Source organism: Enterococcus sp. 2STP, assembly GCF_032465635.1.
In the GTDB taxonomy this organism is placed as follows: domain Bacteria; phylum Bacillota; class Bacilli; order Lactobacillales; family Enterococcaceae; genus Enterococcus_B; species Enterococcus_B lactis.
In genome coordinates, this window is record NZ_JAWDJH010000007.1 from 70,021 (window position 1) to 88,774 (window position 18,754).

At 38.3% G+C, this 18,754-nt stretch carries 17 protein-coding genes; 2 read left to right on the top strand and 15 right to left on the bottom strand.

Annotation, left to right across the window (positions count from 1 at the left end):
* Positions 1-12 precede the first annotated feature (12 nt).
* The 5 genes from RWU19_RS01705 to RWU19_RS01725 all read right to left on the bottom strand — a co-directional run bounded on the left by RWU19_RS01705 (position 13) and on the right by RWU19_RS01725 (position 3,232).
* On the bottom strand, positions 13-687 hold the full coding sequence (locus RWU19_RS01705) for a WxL domain-containing protein (protein ID WP_316002630.1): 675 nt from the start codon (positions 685-687) through the stop codon (positions 13-15).
* A 41-nt stretch (positions 688-728) separates the two neighbouring features.
* Positions 729-1,388 (bottom strand): WxL domain-containing protein, encoded by a 660-nt coding sequence (locus tag RWU19_RS01710; protein ID WP_316002629.1) that lies wholly within the window; start codon positions 1,386-1,388, stop codon positions 729-731.
* Positions 1,385-1,705 (bottom strand): LPXTG cell wall anchor domain-containing protein, encoded by a 321-nt coding sequence (locus RWU19_RS01715; RefSeq protein ID WP_316002628.1) that lies wholly within the window; start codon positions 1,703-1,705, stop codon positions 1,385-1,387. The genes RWU19_RS01710 and RWU19_RS01715 overlap by 4 nt, the downstream gene beginning before the upstream one ends.
* A gap of 248 nt (positions 1,706-1,953) precedes the next feature.
* A complete protein-coding gene (locus tag RWU19_RS01720; protein ID WP_316002627.1) occupies positions 1,954-2,835 on the bottom strand; it encodes a LysR family transcriptional regulator in 882 nt (293 codons plus the stop codon).
* A 19-nt stretch (positions 2,836-2,854) separates the two neighbouring features.
* The gene (locus RWU19_RS01725; RefSeq protein WP_002302962.1) at positions 2,855-3,232 is read right to left on the bottom strand and encodes a MerR family transcriptional regulator; all 378 of its coding nucleotides are present in this window, start codon (positions 3,230-3,232) and stop codon (positions 2,855-2,857) included.
* 223 nt (positions 3,233-3,455) lie between these two features.
* Between RWU19_RS01725 and RWU19_RS01730 the strand changes: the two genes are divergently transcribed.
* The gene (locus RWU19_RS01730) at positions 3,456-4,649 is read left to right on the top strand and encodes an MFS transporter (RefSeq protein ID WP_316002626.1); all 1,194 of its coding nucleotides are present in this window, start codon (positions 3,456-3,458) and stop codon (positions 4,647-4,649) included.
* A 212-nt stretch (positions 4,650-4,861) separates the two neighbouring features.
* Here RWU19_RS01730 and RWU19_RS01735 read toward each other — a convergent pair whose 3' ends face one another.
* The 6 genes from RWU19_RS01735 to RWU19_RS01760 form a co-directional block, all read right to left on the bottom strand.
* Positions 4,862-6,949 (bottom strand): hypothetical protein, encoded by a 2,088-nt coding sequence (locus RWU19_RS01735; RefSeq protein ID WP_316002625.1) that lies wholly within the window; start codon positions 6,947-6,949, stop codon positions 4,862-4,864.
* Between the two features lie 4 nt (positions 6,950-6,953).
* Positions 6,954-7,268: a hypothetical protein gene (locus RWU19_RS01740; protein ID WP_070770306.1), complete on the bottom strand. Its 315-nt coding sequence runs from the start codon at positions 7,266-7,268 to the stop codon at positions 6,954-6,956.
* Between the two features lie 17 nt (positions 7,269-7,285).
* Positions 7,286-8,320: a DUF916 and DUF3324 domain-containing protein gene (locus RWU19_RS01745; RefSeq protein WP_316002624.1), complete on the bottom strand. Its 1,035-nt coding sequence runs from the start codon at positions 8,318-8,320 to the stop codon at positions 7,286-7,288.
* Positions 8,307-8,987, bottom strand: coding sequence for a WxL domain-containing protein (locus tag RWU19_RS01750; RefSeq protein WP_316002623.1), 681 nt, complete (start codon positions 8,985-8,987; stop codon positions 8,307-8,309). The genes RWU19_RS01745 and RWU19_RS01750 overlap by 14 nt, the downstream gene beginning before the upstream one ends.
* A 221-nt stretch (positions 8,988-9,208) precedes the next feature.
* Positions 9,209-9,523 (bottom strand): hypothetical protein, encoded by a 315-nt coding sequence (locus RWU19_RS01755; protein ID WP_316002622.1) that lies wholly within the window; start codon positions 9,521-9,523, stop codon positions 9,209-9,211.
* Between the two features lie 56 nt (positions 9,524-9,579).
* Positions 9,580-10,368, bottom strand: a complete 789-nt coding sequence (locus RWU19_RS01760; RefSeq protein ID WP_316002621.1) for a helix-turn-helix domain-containing protein — start codon at positions 10,366-10,368, stop codon at positions 9,580-9,582.
* A gap of 369 nt (positions 10,369-10,737) precedes the next feature.
* On the opposite strand from RWU19_RS01760, the gene RWU19_RS01765 reads away from it, so the two are divergent.
* Positions 10,738-11,451, top strand: coding sequence for a hypothetical protein (locus RWU19_RS01765; protein WP_316002620.1), 714 nt, complete (start codon positions 10,738-10,740; stop codon positions 11,449-11,451).
* Between the two features lie 161 nt (positions 11,452-11,612).
* Here RWU19_RS01765 and RWU19_RS01770 read toward each other — a convergent pair whose 3' ends face one another.
* From RWU19_RS01770 to RWU19_RS01785, 4 genes are all read right to left on the bottom strand, one after another.
* The gene (locus tag RWU19_RS01770; RefSeq protein WP_316002619.1) at positions 11,613-12,785 is read right to left on the bottom strand and encodes a class C sortase; all 1,173 of its coding nucleotides are present in this window, start codon (positions 12,783-12,785) and stop codon (positions 11,613-11,615) included.
* 453 nt (positions 12,786-13,238) lie between these two features.
* On the bottom strand, positions 13,239-14,669 hold the full coding sequence (locus RWU19_RS01775) for a SpaH/EbpB family LPXTG-anchored major pilin (protein WP_316002618.1): 1,431 nt from the start codon (positions 14,667-14,669) through the stop codon (positions 13,239-13,241).
* Positions 14,666-16,168 carry a SpaH/EbpB family LPXTG-anchored major pilin gene (locus RWU19_RS01780; protein ID WP_316002617.1) on the bottom strand — a complete coding sequence of 501 codons (1,503 nt, stop codon included), beginning with the start codon at positions 16,166-16,168 and terminating at the stop codon, positions 14,666-14,668. Before RWU19_RS01780 ends, RWU19_RS01775 begins: the two co-directional genes overlap by 4 nt.
* A complete protein-coding gene (locus tag RWU19_RS01785; RefSeq protein WP_316002616.1) occupies positions 16,165-18,492 on the bottom strand; it encodes an MBG domain-containing protein in 2,328 nt (775 codons plus the stop codon). Before RWU19_RS01785 ends, RWU19_RS01780 begins: the two co-directional genes overlap by 4 nt.
* Positions 18,493-18,754 lie beyond the last annotated feature (262 nt).

Below are 18,754 nucleotides of genomic sequence, written 5' to 3' on the forward strand. Positions count from 1 at the left end.
TTTCTCTCCATTCTAAGCAGTTGGGCCTGCTGTGAGTGTCCAAGTGATCGTTGCCGTGTATTCTTTTGCTTCAACAGAACCTGAAGGCACTTTTAACTGTATTTTATCATTGTCTCCTTTAGTCCCTTGGAAGACGTCTACCCATGAACCTTGTCCTTGCAAACTGTCGGCGGTCATTACTGGTTTTGCTTCCGTATTGTCAAAAACCACATCGTGTGCTGTTGGGTTTTCGCTAGTGTTATCTGAAGTTGTTTGGATTTTCCCACCATTGAATGATAATTCCGCACCTTTTAATTCTGAATGATCTTCCGCTGTAAAATGAGAAGCTGCTGCTGTTAATATCCAGCCACCTTCTACCCCGCGTTTATCAGTGATTTGGACATTGGCTTCTGTATTTTCTGCATGATAAACTTGCTCACTTGCTGAGATCTCTTGTGTACCGAAAGTGATATCAGATACATGGTCAATTGATAATGGTCCATGATCGCCTGTTCCATGGTCGTCAGGATTATCTGGAATCAATGGATCAACTGGATCATCATTTCCACCTGTAAAACTGATTTTTGCTGTAGAAGTAGCTGAATCTTTTGTTGGCTCTATTTCATTTGCTTGTACGTTCAATGTGCTTAATAATGAGCTTGATAGCAATACTGTCGCTGCTAATGTGTAAAATACTTGTTTTTTCATCGTTGTTATTCTCTCCTTATTCGTTCGTAATAAATGTTTAATTAAGCTGGTGCGTCTGACAAAGTCCAGACAAGTGTAGCTGTGTAATCACCCACCAAGTTACCTGATGGGACTTTAAGGGAAACATTTGCTGTATCCATTTCATCTGCCCATGTTCCTAAACCAGCGTTAGCAGCCGCTGTCATAATGTTTTGTGCGGCATTATTGACTACTACTTCGTTTGTAGCAGGAGCTGTAGAACTGTTATCTGCAACAGTTTTAGGAGTTCCGACAGGTAATGTTAGTTCTGCACCATTCAATGTTTTGTCTTCTGAAGTAAAACCTGGTTTTTCTGTATCGTAACTAACTTGTAAATTCCAGCCAGCACCAGTTCCTCGTAAATCTGAAATTTGGACTTCGGTTCTTAACGATGGTTTTTGGGCAGTATATGTTTCGGTTTTTCCTGAAATCGTTTGTTTTCCAAAATCGATTTTTGACATATAATCGATACGCAAGTCCCCAGTATTTCCAGTTGGATCATTTGAAGGAGTATTATCATCAGGGTCGATTGGATCGATTGGACCTACAGGATGATCTGGATCTTGTGTCGTCAAACCGATCTTTGTAGTGCTTTTTCCATTTAGATCATCTGCATGTACAGCTAATGTTCCTGCCAAAAGTGTTGTACTGATTAATGTTGCAGCTAAAATTGTTTTTTTCATTCTCTATTCCTCTTTCTTTTCCAAAATATTAACAACAAACTGATTACTAAAAGAAATACTCCACCCCAAATAATAAATGATTGCTGAATCTCGTTGGTTTTCGGGTATTTCTTTGGTCTGGATTGATCTGCCGATTGATCGGCATCTTGCGAGGATGGTACGGATGGATCGGTTAAGCTTTGCGGAACACTTCCTTCAAAAGTGATACCTACACTACTTTTTTCACTTGCAGCAAACACCACTTGGTTGAAAGCAGAAAGTTGTATCAAGCAGCTCAACACAAAAACCAATGTCAAACATTTTCTAACTCTTTTCATGAAAGCTCCTCCCATTTTTCTTTTCGAACACCTCCAAAGTTATAATCTTCATTTCTTTGTAATGATTACAATCCAGAACAACGGTTATTATAGCTGATTCATTTCCGTTCTTCTTACGTTTGTAAGCGCTTATTTAACAAGTTATGTAAATCTCTTTATTTTTTTTGATTTAAAAATGAAAAAATACAAAAGCAAGACTGTCATACGTCTCGCTTTTGTATTGAAATTTCTTCGATTAAAGATACTTATTACTGTTCAAAAGCTTCTTTGAAACGGTGAATCAATTCATTGACTACAGGGGATAAAATCCGATTCTTTTTCCAGACTAGCATACAGTTCGTTTCAATCATTGGGTCAAGCGGAACGAATGTCACTCGCTTTGAATGATGACTTACAGCACCTTCTATGACTAAAGCAGCACCTACCTGATTCTCAATTAGCGCAAATACATTGAAAATCAAATTGTACGTTCCTGTGATCAGCAACTGCTCCTTTTTTATGCCTAACCAGTCAGCAAACATTCGCTGTACTTCTGGACGCTTTGAGATCAAAAGAGGTACATTCGCAAAGTCTTCTTTTGTTATCGCATCTTTTTTTGCTAAAACAGAATTTTCTGAAATGAGCAATCCCCATTTTTCCTTTCTTGGTAACAAAATCGTTTCGTATTTCTCTGTATCTACTGGATCTAGCAAAATCGCTAAATCTAACAGGCCTTTTTCTAGTCGCTCCGTGATATCATCACTTGTTCCACTGTGGATATGAAATTGAACGTTGGGATAATCACGGATCAGCTTTTCTAGTAATAGTGCCAATGTATTCGAATTATCAGCTTCCACACAGCCAATCGTAAATCGTCCGCTGAATAATTGTTTTTTTCTGTTCTCGAATTCTTGAGTGGTTTGATTTGTTAAATCTAAAATTTCTTCTGCCCGGCTTTTTAGAAAATAACCTGCTTCTGTCAAGATCATTTTGCGGTTTTCACGTACAAACAGTTCTGTTCCTAGTTCCTCTTCTAGCTCCTTCAGTTGTCGGCTTAAGGTTGGTTGTGTAAGATGTAGAACTTCTGCGGCTTGAGAGATTGTTCCTTCTTCTGCAATTGTCCAAAAATATTTTAGTAAGCGTAACTCCATAGCGATGCTCCTTGATTTTTTACTTGATACATTCCATTTTATTTCTAGATAACACACGATCATATTTCTTGATTTTTCCTTGTAAACGTTCCAAACATTCTTGCATTTCAGCAATTTTTTTCGTCAAAAGTTCACTTTCTTCAATCAAAAGCTTACGCCGCTCAAATACAGTTGCTTCTCCTTCGCTAGATAGGCGAATATATTCAATCAAAGACTCGATCGATAATCCGGCATTTCGCATACAGATCGTAAAGTCGACCCATTTTAGGTCTTCTTCTGTATAATCACGGATTCCGCCTTTTGTCCGATTAACTGGTGGAATCAACCCGATTCGTTCATAATAGCGCAATGTATCGGCCGAAATGCCCTTTTCTTCACTGACTTGTTTGATATTCATCTGATCACTCTTTCTCTTAATTTCTTGCCACTTTACTTATGTATTTTATTTATTCTACAACTTTAAGTGTACTCCAAGTCAATACTCATTTCTATTAAAAGTAGGCTGGATTATCTATATCGGTTGTTTGTGTATTATTTCGAATAAAAAAGACTTGTTTTTTTATTCTTTTTTGGATATACTTTTAACAATTTAGGGAAATTTTAGGAAAAGGGGTATAAAAATGACAACGTATCAGCGAAAGGTATTATTATCGACATCGGCGGGAATTGCTTTAGAGAATATGGATATCATGTTTTTAGCTTTTTCATTATCTTCAATGATTGCTTCTTTTCATATTAGTGGTACGCAAGCGGGTTTCATTTCAACGATCACTAATTTGGGGATGCTCATTGGAGGTATTTTTTTTGGCATCATAGCTGATAAATATGGACGTGTGAAAGTATTTTCTCAAACGGTCCTTCTGTTTTCGATTGCTTCTTTATTGATGTATTTTGCTTCAAACATCTACTTGGTTTATCTCTTTCGCTTTATCGCAGGTGTAGGAGCGGGAGGAGAATATGGGGCATGTATGTCCTTGATTTCCGAAAGTTTTTCAAAAAAACAAATTGGACGAGCTTCTTCGGTTGCTGGTATTGGTGCGCAGGTCGGTGCGGCTTTGGCTGCGATTTTAGCCGCTGTGATCATTCCAACGTTTGGTTGGAAGATGTTGTATGTCGTAGGTGTACTGCCGGTGTTGATGGTCTTGTTCATTCGTCGCGGCTTGACTGAACCAAAGGAATTCAAATCTGCACAATCCGCCGAAAAGAAAACCAAACTTAGCAGACTGTTTGAATCAAAACATCTTGCTTGGCAAACATGTGGCCTTAGTATCATGGTGACTGTCCAAATCGCCGGCTATTTTGGGTTAATGAATTGGCTGCCTTCGATTATGCAAGTTCGATTAGGGCTTTCGGTTTCTGGGTCTTCATTATGGATGGTCAGTACTATTTTAGGCATGTCTTTGGGAATGATGACTTTTGGCATGATCATGGATAAAGTGGGGCCTAAACTAGCCTTTTCTCTGTTTTTGATTTGTTCATCCTTATCTGTCTATCTACTTGTGTTAGCCCATAGCCAGTGGAGTTTGGTAGCAGCCGCTGTGATAGTCGGCTACTTTATCAATGGCATGTATGGTGGATATGGCGCAGTGATTAGTAGTTTGTATCCAACAGAAATCCGCGCGACGGCGAATAATTTCATTATGAACCTTGGACGAGCTGTTGGTGGTTTTTCTTCTATCGTCATCGGTTTTTTGATGGATCATTATAGTTTAACTGCCGTAATCTTGTTTTTGAGCGGTATTTACCTAGTCAGTCTGCTGGTCTTGACAACTCTTACTGGTGTTACAGCATTAAGGGAAAGCTTGCAGCATTGACATTTGCTTTTATAAATGACAAGAAAGAGGTGTGGCAAAAGCTTGCATCTGCGGTAATAAGCCCAGCCAAATCAAAAACATGAGACAGTGTTTCCGTTTGGCTGGTCTTATTACTTGATGCAGGGCAGCTTTTTCACGACCTCTGTTTCACGGTGTTCAATCAGTTTGGTCTTCAGTATTCGTTCAAAGCGCTGATTTCACAACCTCTTTCTTTATATCGGCACATCTTCCATTGTCCAAACTAAAGTTCCTTCATAATCCCCAACTTCATCTGAAGGTCTTAGTTTCAGGTGGATATTTCCTATTTGCCCAAAACTTGCTTTCCCCGTTCCTTGCCAAATCTGTTGATCACTTCCAGTTAATTCGATTGTTTTTCCTTGGATAATGAAAAACAAGGGACATAACTGCTGAGACTTATCATTGATCAGCGTTTTTTCTTCTCGGACTTTGATTGTCCATTTGCTTTGTTCTAAATGGCTAGAATCTTCAACCTGAATTTCTTTCTGGTTTACTGCCGCAACAAATGTGTCATTGGCAGGTATTTCTTGTTCCCCAAAATCGATGCTTTTAGGTAAAAGCAATTGCGGGCCTTTTTCGACTGCTAGTTTCCTTCTATCTGGCGGCGACTGTTCTTTGTCGTCAGTCATTACATAGAATGAAACTTCTTTTCCAATCCAATTTTCTGGAAAAGCTATCTTTATTTCGTCTTCTACTTTTTCTGGTACATGTGAGTAGGTCTGTAGTCTTTTTTCTTCCTCATTACATTTAGCCATCAAATAGATAGTTGAATCTCCTTCATGAGAAAATGTGAATTTGATGGTACAGCTTTTACTAAATCTGGATATCATCAAAGGATTTTCTTTATTCAACAATTCAAATCTCAAGGGTTCGCCTTTGCGGTAGCGATGGATGATCGTTTGTGTTTCTGGCTGGAATCTCCCATGATCAGTTTCTTCATTTTTTATCGGAAAGAACCCGCTTATCTCAGGATAATCCTTCGATAAATCATAATCTGTCGTAAGGATACCGGTCTTAACCACTTCTTGACTCAAAGACCTATCTTGTTCATCTAAAAATTGAATGTGGACTTCTCCTAAATAATTGACGAGACTAGTACCTGTATTTTCTGCAGTCTCCTGTCCATTTAAAATCGTTTTGACTTTAAAAGGCAGCGGTAGCCGATCATTTATGATGGCCGAAGTTTCAACTACATTTTCTTTGCCTGTCCATTCCAACTCGACTTCATATTGCAAAACGGTATCATACAATCGATGATCTTCAGGATTTTTCGCAGTGATCACCATTTCCTGCCCTTCGACCTTACTGCTGAATAATTCCGTTATATCTTCTCCACTAAAATTCGTCACTTTTACTTTTTTTGCTTTGTATTGCTGGGTTTTAGCTATTTGCTCTAAACCGAATCGAACTTGGAGTTGATTGGCTTTTTTCCATTGGCTAATATTAGGAATCGTTTGCTTTGCCTTTAAGCAAACATCTTGGTCTGCTTTTTCAAAAAAAGAATCTGTAGCATAAGCAGAAGGAAACTCTGGCTTAGCCAAGAAATCTGTTCGATATATAACTGAGGATGGTGTGCTGTCATTGTTGTGCACCACAACGTGAAGTTGGGAGACTGGATTTGTGATCACCTCAAAGCTTTGTCTAGGATCTCTCCAAGGTACGTTTGGTGTGATGTTTTTATAATAGCCCCAATAGTCTCCCCACTGACGGTCCCCATCTCCATACACGTCATAAACGATATTCGTCGGATTATTTGTACATAAATATTTGATTACTCGGCTAGGATTGCGATACCCTACATACTTATTGACATTCAATCCATAATAGTTGAAAGAGGTCTCAATCGTTAAAGGATTCCCACTCGTATCTAAAAAGTCATAGGTTATGATCATTTCACCAGAAATATCGATACTTAAAAAGTTCCCTTCAGTAAAAAAAACCGATCCGCCATCTAAGTTACTTTTATTTCTTTCAAGCGTTACTTTCAGATTCACTTCTTGCCCCTTATAGAAACCGACATTTTTGATCAAGGCGCTACTTTTACTTGTACTCCAGTCAACTGTGACAATCTTTCCCGTCACTTTTCCCTCAATTGGCTCCACAGAAGTATGCTCACCATAATGCATGATGAATGTATTGTCCGCAGGAGTCGTGATTTGATTGGCCCATCGGAAATAACCTAAATCCGTGAGAGGTCTAGGAGCTGCTGCTACTTTTGGCGATAGCCATAGCAGGACAATAAGCGTAAAAACCGACAGTACTATTTTTTTAGACTTAGCCATTTTCTTACCTCCTGCTTTGCTTATTCTTTTTTTTCATGTGGTATAACATTTCTGCAATCATGATTAGACAAACGCCTAATATGATGAGCAGCCAGCAAGTATTCTCATTTGTTTTCGGAAATAACGTCTCTTCCATGGCCATCGGCTTTTCTGTACTATTTTCTGTAATCGTTACTTTTTCCATCGGAACATGCTTACCTTGGTTATTTTCTTGATAAAAAGAGATACCAGCTTCACTCGTTGTCTTTTCAGTTGCAGAAACTGGTAATGCTATTCCGAACATGAGTACGAAGAATCCTAACCTAATTGCCCATTTCATGTCTATCTCCTCCTAAACTAGCTTTTCTCTCGTTTCAATTTAGAAATATACCAGACCAGACAAATGATGACGATTAGGCAAAAAGCAAGGAAGAAATACATCATGGTATTCGTTGGTTCATCTTCTTTTTCTACATGTACTGCTTCTTTATTCAGTTTTTCGTCATCTCCTTTGATTTCAAATGCTTTTACCAGTGTCCATTTTTTCCCTAAAGCGTCTTTCAAATGGATCGTTAATTCATAGAAACCTTTTTTCAATGGTTTGTTTTCCCAACTGATTGGTAACTCAAATTTGCTTCTTGGAGCCATAGAAATTTTTTTCGACAATTGATGCAAGACACCATCTTTTCCTTTTTTCGTTATCTCTGCTTCCATTTGCATTTGACTCATTAGGACCGGCTGCTTATTCTCCAGAGTAGCAAATAACGTAAGATAGCCGTTTTGCAAACCTGATTTCACTTTAGACAATGCAAATTCAGGATCGATCTTTTTATCTGAACAACTTAATTGAGCACCAATCGTATAGGCGAACTTGTTTGCCAAACTGAATCCATCATTTTTTTCTTCTTTTTCTTTTGTTTCCTCATAACAATAGAATCCACCTAGTATCGTACCGTCAAATCCTTGCTTAGGTATATCTAACTGGAAGGTTGCTTGTCTTATTTCTTGTGGTTTCAACGTAATGGTTTGTGGCTTCGAAGCAATCTCTTCGAAAGTCGGACTTCCTAGTAACTTTTCCCCGTGCTTGGAATAATCCACTGCACCATTAGAGTTGGTCACAGCGTTATTCGCTTCTACTTTGACATTTACTTGACGATTACTTGTATTCGTTAATTGAATTGTCAATTTTTGCTGTATACCAGCTTGTACTTTCAAGTCAAAATAACTAGCTTCTGAAATCTGGTTTTCAGGTAAAATCGCTTCTGCATCAAAACTGACTTTGTTTTGATCAGCAAATGAACTAGCAGAGAAATACAGTAAGATCAACAGAAACAAGCTACTAAAAAAGATGGGAAAGACATATCCCCATCTTCTTGTTTTATGCTGGAGCATCTGTCAACACCCAAGTTAGTTCCGCTGTATAGCTTTGTGCTTCCACTCCCGCACGGGGTACATGAAGCTTGACGTTTTCATTGCTGCCATCTGTTCCTTCAAATACTGCTGCAAAGGCGCCTGCCCCTTCTCCTTCTTTCGCAAGCATCACGTTTTGGTAGTCATTATTCAAAACAAAAGTTTGTTTTGGCGCATCTGCTAATGTTGGCGGTGTGGATTGATTGTCTTTTGTCACTACTTTTCCATTAGCTAATGATAGTTGTGCGCCAGTTAGCTCATGTCCGTTTTCTCCAATAAATGGTGAGATCGAAACGCCTAATGTCCAACCTTTTGCTCCTCCACGAGTATCATTGACTTGGACATATGGACGTTGATTCAAGGCAAAATAATCTGCATCCCCCTGTTTTATTTCTTGTTGTCCAAAAGTAATATTCGATGCAAATGGAATAGATAATGCTCCTGTATCTCCAGTACTTGGATCATCATCATGCGTATCATTTGGCACGATAGGCGTGACATCATTTCCAGATCCAGCCTTTAACGTCACATCTGCTTGGTTCGTTGTTGCAGAAAGTGTATGATCGTCCTCTTCTGCAAAAACATAGCCCCCTGAGATACTGAGCGCCAACAAACCTAGAGCCGTACACGCAATCACTTGTTTTTTCATTTATAATTCCTCCTAAATAATAATTGGTTTAATTTAACCAAGGCTAATTTTGGCACGGAGAGAACGTCTTTTCTAGTTTAAGAAATTTCTAAAAAAAGGAAAAAAAATAAAAGTAATATGATTAATTCAGTATTTATACGCAAAAAAGAGGCAGACTCTCTCAGAAATTCAAAAATTTGAACTTTCTAAAGAGAAAATCTGCCACCGAAGTTTAAGTCCAGTTATTTTTCTTGAGCGATTCGATAAAGTAACTCTTCCAACTGCCGCCAATTTCGTTCGGTCGGAAGATTTTTCATTAAAAGCAATGGAATATCTTGTGTATCTAAATAATAATTTGAGATAACCAAATCTACTTCTGTGATTGCAGTTTGATAATCATAAAAAGCTAGTAAGTATGAATGACCAAATAATCGATGGATCTTGTTCATCAGCCAAAGACGATGCGTGTGATGCAGATCATCCTGTATGAGAATTTTTATCGGATCCATTGCGCTTAAGAGTAAATCGTAATAGTCAAGAATGTAATAATAATTCAAGAAAAGCTGCTCCCAATTATCTATTACTTGCAGTACCTCTTTTTCAGCATATTTTCTCACCGTTTTTTGGAGTTGCTTGATTCTTTTATATATCCTTGGATTTTCTGCTTTGATTTCTTTTGCATAAGAGCGATTGAAAAAAAGAATGGATCTTTCTTGATGACTTGTTGATCTGTTTTATCGACTATTATCGAAGCAAATGAGCTTCTTTCTAAAATAACAGCCAGCCAATAAGAAAATACTCGTTTTTGAAGAGGATCTAGCTTGATATGATAGATTCTCTCAAACTTCAAGAGATAGTTCTCGATTTTTTCTTTTGGAAACTTGAATGGCCAGCCGCCAGTTCGAGTAGAATGCCAATAAAAGTAATAATAGAAACTTCGAATATACTGTTCTTTTGCTTCAAGTTCTAGTTTAAACGGATGGAATGTGATCCGATACCTCTCAAAGTACTTTACTAATAACTTCGCATAACGAAAAACTGTGGATACACTCGTATATTGAGCGTCTGCATAATCTTCTAAATTTTTCTCAGGATGTTGATACATGAATTCAATCAAATGATAATTATATGATTTTCTGTAGAAATGAAGATAAATAGTGTAGATTGGGAAGTTCTCCTGCTTTTCCATAGAAAAGCGCCGATTATTCTCATTCTTCAAAATGACCTTATCAGGATATTGTTGGAACAATTCTTCTAAATCTGTTAGATAATTCAAGATAGACTTACTTGATACCTTCAATTCGTTTTGTAGCTCTTCTATCGAACACCAACGTTCTGTTTCAAGCAGTAAATGAATCATTTTAATTTTCTTTTGAGAAACTTTTGTTAAAAAAGTCTGCATATCTTCTCCTCCTGTATCTACTTTACTATACTACATACAAGAAAAAAACGGATACAAATATCCCACTGCAAAACAGTTAATGGTGCATAAACCTGTTATTATTTCTCTTTTTTTCCTAACCATTCTCTTGATATGAATCATTTAATCGTTTATTATATAAATGTCAATAATCTAATAATAAAATAACGTACATATTTTATTATTACATACTTAATAACAGAACTATAGCAAAAAATCCCGTGTATCAACACGGGATTAGATTAAGTTTCCTCAATCACTATTCATAACACAATTATTATAACAAGTAAGTAAACAATTGAAAAGGGCATTTATTGAAAACGGTTGTTTTTTACTTAAGGAGGAAATTTAGTGAAAAAATTAGTTGCGTTGTTTTTGGTCGCAGGAAGTTTGTTAAGCGGGTGTGGTGCTACTACATCTACTACTCAAAGCACAAGTTCAGCTCAGGCTTCCAGCAGCAGTACCACGATCTCCGAAAGTACGGCAGATTCATCGAAAGAACAAGAACAAATTGAAAAGAAAAAAGAAGAAGAAAAACAAAAAGCGGAAAAAGCTGCACTAGAAAAAAAAGTGACAGAAGCGGAATCTGCTTTGTCACAAGCTGAAGCAAATCCTACAAAAGAAAACTATGCAACTGCTTCAGCAGCTATCCAAGCGCTACCTGAAAACAAACAAGAGTTGACAAGCCGTCTTGCTGCAATTGATTCCACAATCAAAGCAAAAGAAGCAGAAGAAGAACGGAAAAAGCAAGAAGAAATTGCACGACAACAAGCAGAACAAGCGCAACAAGAAGCAATTGCACAGCAGCAAGCAGAACAGGCGAGGCAAGAAGCAATCGCACAGCAACAAGCCGAACAGGTGCGACAGCAGGCAGCTGCTGAACAGGCCTCTCAGCAGGCGCAAGCCGCAGCTCCTGAGCAAAATAATGAACAAACTGTCTATGTCACACCGACCGGTTCAAAATACCATACACATAAATGTGGAAATGGTACGTATACCCCTGCCACTTTAAGCGAAGCTCAAGCTCGTGGTTTAACCCCTTGCTCCAAATGTTATGGAAACTAATTCAAAAGTTATACTATAATAATAAAATTCTTCTGAAACATAAAAAAATAGAAGCTGGCGTTCCAGATAGTAAACCAAAAATAGCAGTTTACACGTCCATTTCGTCAGCTTCTCTCTTTTTTCATTTAGTCTGTTCCCTCTGCTTTTTTGGACATCTTCATTCATTCTTTCTCAATCAAATAGTACACCTCTTTTTCTTTTCGCAGTTTGTATCTTCCTTTTTTCAATTTCATTGAAAACTGTTTCGAATGTTTATGTTTTACATGGATTTTAAGTAGGAGCTCCTCATGTTGCAAGCGATAGTTCCCGCCTTTTAAATCAGAAAATCTCACTAGTCCGTATTCATCAGAAGCTTTCACAAATGGAACTTTTTCTCTAGTAATATAGTGTTTGCCGTTGAGCGTTTTTACAGAAAAGACCATTCCTTCGATTGGTCGTCCGTTTTTGTTCTTTACATAAAAAGATAAAGGATAGTTTCGCTTAGCGATGGCCAAAGAATCTAAATAAGCGATGAGTAGCCAAACTAAGCCGATCGATCCAAGTAGTATACCGATAAACCAAGTGATAAATTTCCATTTTTTCCATTGATCAATTCCTTGGATCGCTTTTTTTGCCTCTTTTGATTGATAAGGAATACGATGCCCCGTCACAAGCAGTCGATGTGTATTAACCATATATGGAGTGCAGGTAAGCAAAGTCACGAGGTCCTTGCCTTTTTGGATACCCAAAGAATCTACTTCATCAGGTAAGACCACTTGGATTTTTTCTACTTGATACGCCAATGTCTTTCCATTGATCTGGATGAAAAACTGGTCTCCTTTTTTCAACTTAGGCAAATCTGTAAATAATTTTGCTTCTGGGAGTCCACGATGCCCAGAAAGAACGGCATGGGTGCTTTTCCCGCCAGTCGGATAAGAACTTCCTTCCAATAATGACGTTCCTTTTTGCAAAAATATTTCCGTTGTCTGATCGAATATAGGCAAGCTGACATTGATTTTTGGGATTTCGATGACTCCAAGCATATGTTCCATAAAAAAGGCATTACTAGGTAAATCTTTTAATGCTTTTGCATCAACTGCTTGGTTGAAACTGCCTATCCCTGGTGATACGTTTTGCTCTGCCAGCTGTTGGTTTTTCTTTGTCATTTTTTCCTGCTGTTTTTTTATTTCTTCTGAATTCTTACTCGATGCCTGCTTTTGATAATGGATGATCATTTGCTGGGCAAGAAAATCATTCAGTGAATCTTCTACAAAAGGATAAGAAAAGATCCCGATCCCAACGACTAAAATGATTGCCATGAAGATGTCCAGTATTCTTATTCTGCTTTTATTCATCATGTCCACCTATTTTCTAATATGTATATGAAGAGGTTGTGAAATCAGCGCCTTGACCTGAGTATTAGAGAAGCAAACGGAAAAATAGTTCCTCATATTTTGCCGTTTGTTGAGCGAATACCGAAGGTCAGCTGATTGAACACCGTTTAAGAAAGAGGTCGTGAGCCTGCCGTTCAGCTCTGAGTCACAAGGAACAATTTCAAAAAACAGCTTCTCATGTTTGATGAATATTGTGACTTGTGACCGAGGAGTTGGCAGGAGAACACCGTTTAAAGAAGAGGTTGTGAAAAAGCAGTTTAGTTTCGAGTATTAAGATAAATTTTGTGAAAATGGTTCCTCACATTGTTGCATACATTTGACTTAATCCCAAGAGACCGACCACTTCTGTCACAACCTTTCTCCCCATTTGAATCACTGTCGTTTATTTATCGTATGATTTTTGTTTCCAATAGTTTAAGCTTCTGTTTCTTGATGGCGTTTTTTGAAGTAGATCACTGCTCCTCCAACTAAAGCAATACCTACCAAGATGAATACGATGATCCCCATACCACCAGTTGAAGGCAAGATTCCTTTAGGTTGGTTATCGATCGTTGTTTCATCAGAAGTTGTTGGATCATCATCTACTGTAAATTCAGTGTACGCAGCTTCATTCTTAGGTAATGCGTAGCCTTCTGGTGCTTTTGTTTCTTGAAGGCAGTATGCCCCTTGTTTCAGCCCTTCGATTGAAAATTCCCCTTCTGAATCAGAAATCAATTTCACTTCTTCCCAGTCAGAACCTGTGACTTCATCTGACCAAGCATATGGGTATTCTCCTGAGGCAAGGTTTGCTATTTTTTTCATTAATTTAACAGTTGGATCTTTTGCTCTTAGAATAGAAAATTCTGCACCGGCTAATTTTTCTTGCGTGTTCACATCTTGTTTGATGAAGTGGAAATCACCGTAGTTTTGGACATTTTCTACAGTAATCGTGTTATCCGTAGTTGTATTTTCCCGATTGACTACACCGTTTGGATTCCCAAGATCGGCTTCATCCGCGCCATGGATGATTCCGGTTGTTTGTTGCAATTTTCCGTTTTCTACTACAAATGAGGTTTCTTTTTGTGGATTGGTCAATTGATAACCATCTGGTGCTTTTGTTTCAACTAAAGTATAATTGCCGTCTAGTAACCCATTGACACTGATGGATCCTTCAGTATTAGTTGTGAATGTCAATGCTGTTTCGGCAGGACCATAAAGAGCGACACCAGTGTTTTCATCAAAACCAGTCACAAATTGATTGTCTGAATTTTTGATCTGGAATTGCGCCCCTGCTAACTTATCTACCCCTGAAAAGTTCCCAGCTTTTTGGATTTTGATCTTGCTTTCTTTGATGACATTTTTAGCATATAGATGAATCGTGTCTAAAGGTTTGTCAGGGTCTGATGAATCAGGGTTGTAAAAGGGTAAGCTTAACACGATATTTGGCGACGTTTCGACACCAGGTTTTGGTGTTTCTACAAAGACGTATACAGCATCTTTCCCATCAGATTTACCTGGAAGAGTCAAGTTAGCTAATCCTTCACCAGAAGTCGTTACACTTGCAAAGGGTGTAGCGTCTGCTGGAACTGCTGTATCTTTACTTGGATAGTACGTAGCAGTGATATCATATACGTTGAATTCTATGCCGTTCAACGGTTCACTATTCGGAAATGTCAATTCCGTTCCGTTGTTTATTTGATTCTCTGGTGCTGAAGTGAATTTCAATTTATGCAAATTAACCGTGACATTTTCTGGTGTAGGTGATACGGCTGCAGAAACATCTGCAGTTCCTAGGCTGAGAACGAAAGGAAGCAACATAATAGTAGTTCCTAGAAGTGCCCATATTTTTGTTTTGATGTTTTTCATTTTATTTCCCTCCTATTGTTTCCTTTTTGTTGTTTTTTATAAAACCAAGCTGTCCCTGTTGAAAGGACTAGCAACAACCCTAAGATTGAAAAACCTCCAAGCATCTCTTCGTTTGTTTTCGGAAAACTTCCTCCACTTTTTTCATTTGATGGGCCATTCGTCTGCATCTGAACTGGCGTTTTTCCGTTATTTGTCCGATTTGCTTCTGGTTCGTTGATGATTTCCAATGGTATAGGATGAAGCGGATCATAACTGCCTTCTTCAACTTCAAAGAGAATTGGTGCTGGACTCCATACATATCCTTTAGGCGGCTTGATCTCAACTAGTTCGTAGCTTCCAAAAGACAAACCATGGACAGAAAATGTTCCATCTTTACCGGAAGTAAAAATCGTTGCTCTCGGATCATCTTTGGCTACCCAGTGATTTATCCCATTTTCTTGCGCTAAATATTGGTTATCTCTTTTGACTAGAAATTGAGCATCTGCCAGTCTTTGTTTCGTCTGCCGATCCACTTTGACAAATTGTTTGCCGCCTGTTTGGATGGCAAGATGTGTTTCTACTGTTTGATTGTCAGTCGTCAAACGTACCTCGTTGTCAAATGTCGTTTTTTCACTGTTTTCTTTCAATGACATTTGGTAACGGATCGTTAATTTTTTCCCAGCAAACGAACTGAGATCTTTTCCAGAATCTGATAATACAAAACCATGTTTTGTTTTTTGTGTATGAAATGTATGAATCTTTTCTCCACCAATCAAAAGATCGATCGTTTCTGGTTTTAGCCACAACTGAGGATCAGCTGTATCTGTGATCGTATAGGTTCCTATCTCGTTGATGTTCTCAGGAATTGTGGTAGTGATGAGATAAGGTACTTTATCCCCATCTGCAAAATCTGTCTGCTTGTTCTCTACTTTTTTTGTTAATGTGAGTGCAGCAGGTATTTTTTGTTCGCTCTTGGGATACAAGTGGATGGTCGTCAATTTATGATTAGATGAATCTGTCACAGGAAGCACGACGACAAATGGTGCTGATTTTTCTTTTACTTGATCTGAAGATTTTATTTCCGCAAATCGGTAAACAGCGTCACGACCTTGCTCATCTTTGTCCGATACACGAAAAGAAGCAATGCCCTCTTCCCCGTCTACTGTTTTTGTCACACTTTCTGCCAGTATTTTTCCACTGTCACTTTTCTGTGCTAGTTTTCTTTGTGCGTCTTCTATACTACTTCCTTCTGACCGCAGCTTGTAAAATTCATCCGAGACATCATATATAGCGAAAGTAACACCGTTCAACCCTTTTGCCTCCTGAAAGTTATCTGGACTAGCCATTCCGTCGTTTTGACTGATACTGGGCATCTGTTCGCTTTCGAACATTCGATTATGCAAAGTAAATGTAATAGATGATTCTCTGGCTGACACAGTCGGAGAACCAATAAAAAATCCCAGTAGGATAAAAAAGAGAACGGCAAACCTATCCACACGTACGTTTTTTGTTTTTTTCATCGCTGTTCACCTGCTTTTCTCTTACGATGGATAAAATAAAAGAAGCCAGAAAAAATAAAAATCATTCCTAAAAAGACAAAGGGCAGTAGACCTATCCCGCCTGTCGAAGGAAGCAAGAGAGTCGGATTGATCGTCAACTCAGCGGTATCTGTTGAGGTAATCGAATAATTATTGTTTACAGTTCCTTCCCCTAAACTAATCGTTACTATTTGTGTTCCGATATCTGTCCGGCTGTTAGCTGTTAGTGTATAATCCAATGCTTCGCCTGAGACAACACCAGTAACGTGGACATTTCCAACCGGTATCGAGTGACTTTGGGCATCATAATTAAAGGCAGCGTCATCGACAGTAATCACTGCATCAGCTTTATTGATGGTATAGGTTCCTGATGTGTTAGCTATATCAGTAAATGACATCTTGGGATTTGCTGCTTTGACTTTATCTATCCCGCTTTTCGTTAATTTAATTGCATAGCTGCCAACATCAACCATATTTTTTGCTGATTGTGCATCTACTGTGTAGTCCGTGTTGCTAAGGGTCACTTGCATTGGAGTAACCGAACTGGTGACACCTTCTGCTAGCTTGACATGGATCGACGGGATTCCTGCTTTTCCATCATATGTCTTACTGCCACCGAGCTCTACCGTACCGCTGATTGGCTTGATCGTATAGATATCAGATGTCTGCACGATAGTAAATAGATAGTTTGTTCTGGCAGCTAGTTTAGCTAATCCGCTTTCTGTCAATTGCCAAGACGTATAGGTTCCAATTTCAGTAGGCGCAGTTACTTCAACTCCCTTTTCATTCATCGCTTTGAAATCAGTTGGATTCCATGTGATTTGATCAATACTAAGATCGTTGTTTAAAAGGGATGTTGATTCTGTTTTATCATTAAAGGTATATTTAACGATCGGTACAACAGAAAGACCATCATAGTACTTACTGCCATTTGCATTGATTGATACTGTTGCATTTGTCTTATAATATAGGATGACTTCAGAAATCTGTTTTCCATTTGCGTCCTTTACGATTACATTTCCATTTGTATCTAAACTAGCTGAAACACTCGTTGCTGATTGGTTCTTTGTTTCTGTCGCTGAAACAGCTGTAAAGGTATATCCGCTGATAGTAGGCACATTAGTCGTCAGGTCTTGTGCAGCACTTCCGTAAGTAAGATTCATTATTTTAGAAGGAGCAATCGTCTGTCCAAAATAGTCTTGATACTTAATAGTGATTGGTGTTTGTTTGCCTGTATAGGTCACCGTATCGACGTTACTTTCTAGGGCTGTGAAAGAACCGTTTGTTTGTGCAAAAGAATAGCCCGTTACTGCTGTTGGAATAATAACCACTTTGTCCCCCACATGGATTCCAGATAGTGTAGTCCCGTATGTTCCAGTTTGTGCTATCCCGCCATTAACAGTATAAGAGAATGTTCCAGGTTGGTTTGCATTGACCTGAACCGCCGCTGCTTGATAGGTTGGAACAACTGAAATATTCCCCTTGTTATCAACGATCTGTCCATTTTTGATCGAGTACCCTGTGAATGGAATATCGTTTGCTAACTGTATACCGATTGAAAAAGTACTAATACCTCCTCCGGCAGGAAGCCCTCCCCATGTTGAGGGTGTAAAAGAATAACTTTTATCCGCATTGGGTGTAACGGAATCGATCGTATTTCCAGCGGTAGCCACCCCCATATAGATACTTTTTGGGAAGGTGGTAGTAGTACCATTTACCGTAGAGCCAATAAACAGATTATGGATATCTGGACGGTTATCAATAAAAGCGATTGCTTTGGTAACACCTTGTAACATGGTTTTATCCGCACTCATCGTTCCGTTAACCGCAACAATGACTCCATCTTTGGCATATATCACTGTATATCCATCTGGTATGGTATGTCCGTTGAAATTCGCAGTGGCCGCAACAGCACTGAATGTCTGACTTCTACCTGTTTCTGAATAAGCTTTTTCCCCTGCTGCTTTTGCTGCTGCAATTTCTTTTTCTGTCGGATCAATCAGCTGAGTCGAGGATGTGGTTGAGGTTGTCTCGTTGTTGCTAGACTGATCGGTACTTTCTGTTGACTGTATTTCAGAATGGGGTGGACTATTTGTCTCCTCTGTCGTTTGGTTAGCAAAACTTGACGTTTCTGTATAAACGGTTACATTCCTATTGGATAAACTTCCTAAGAAAGTAAGAATCACGATTATCGAAACTGCAATGGAACGCAAGTGTTTTCTTCGAGATACAGCTTTTAGTCTAGAATCAAAATGTTTTTGACATATACGTTGGATTTTGTTTTGAGTTTTCTTGATCATTTTCATCCCTCCTCTCAATAAAAAAACGTTATCAAATAAGCACGTGCACGTTATTCAAAATCTAATTTTTACTATTTTATTGATGCATGGAAAGTTTGGATCATTTCTATTCTCTTTTTATTCTAAGATTATTCTATTCCTCACGCTTAATAGAAAAGATTTATTTTTAAATAAAAAATACTCTTTTTTTACGATTATTAAAAAAAAAAGATAAAACTTGATGAATTGAAGTATTGCTTAATTTTGGAAGCTAGGGGGGAAGAATAAA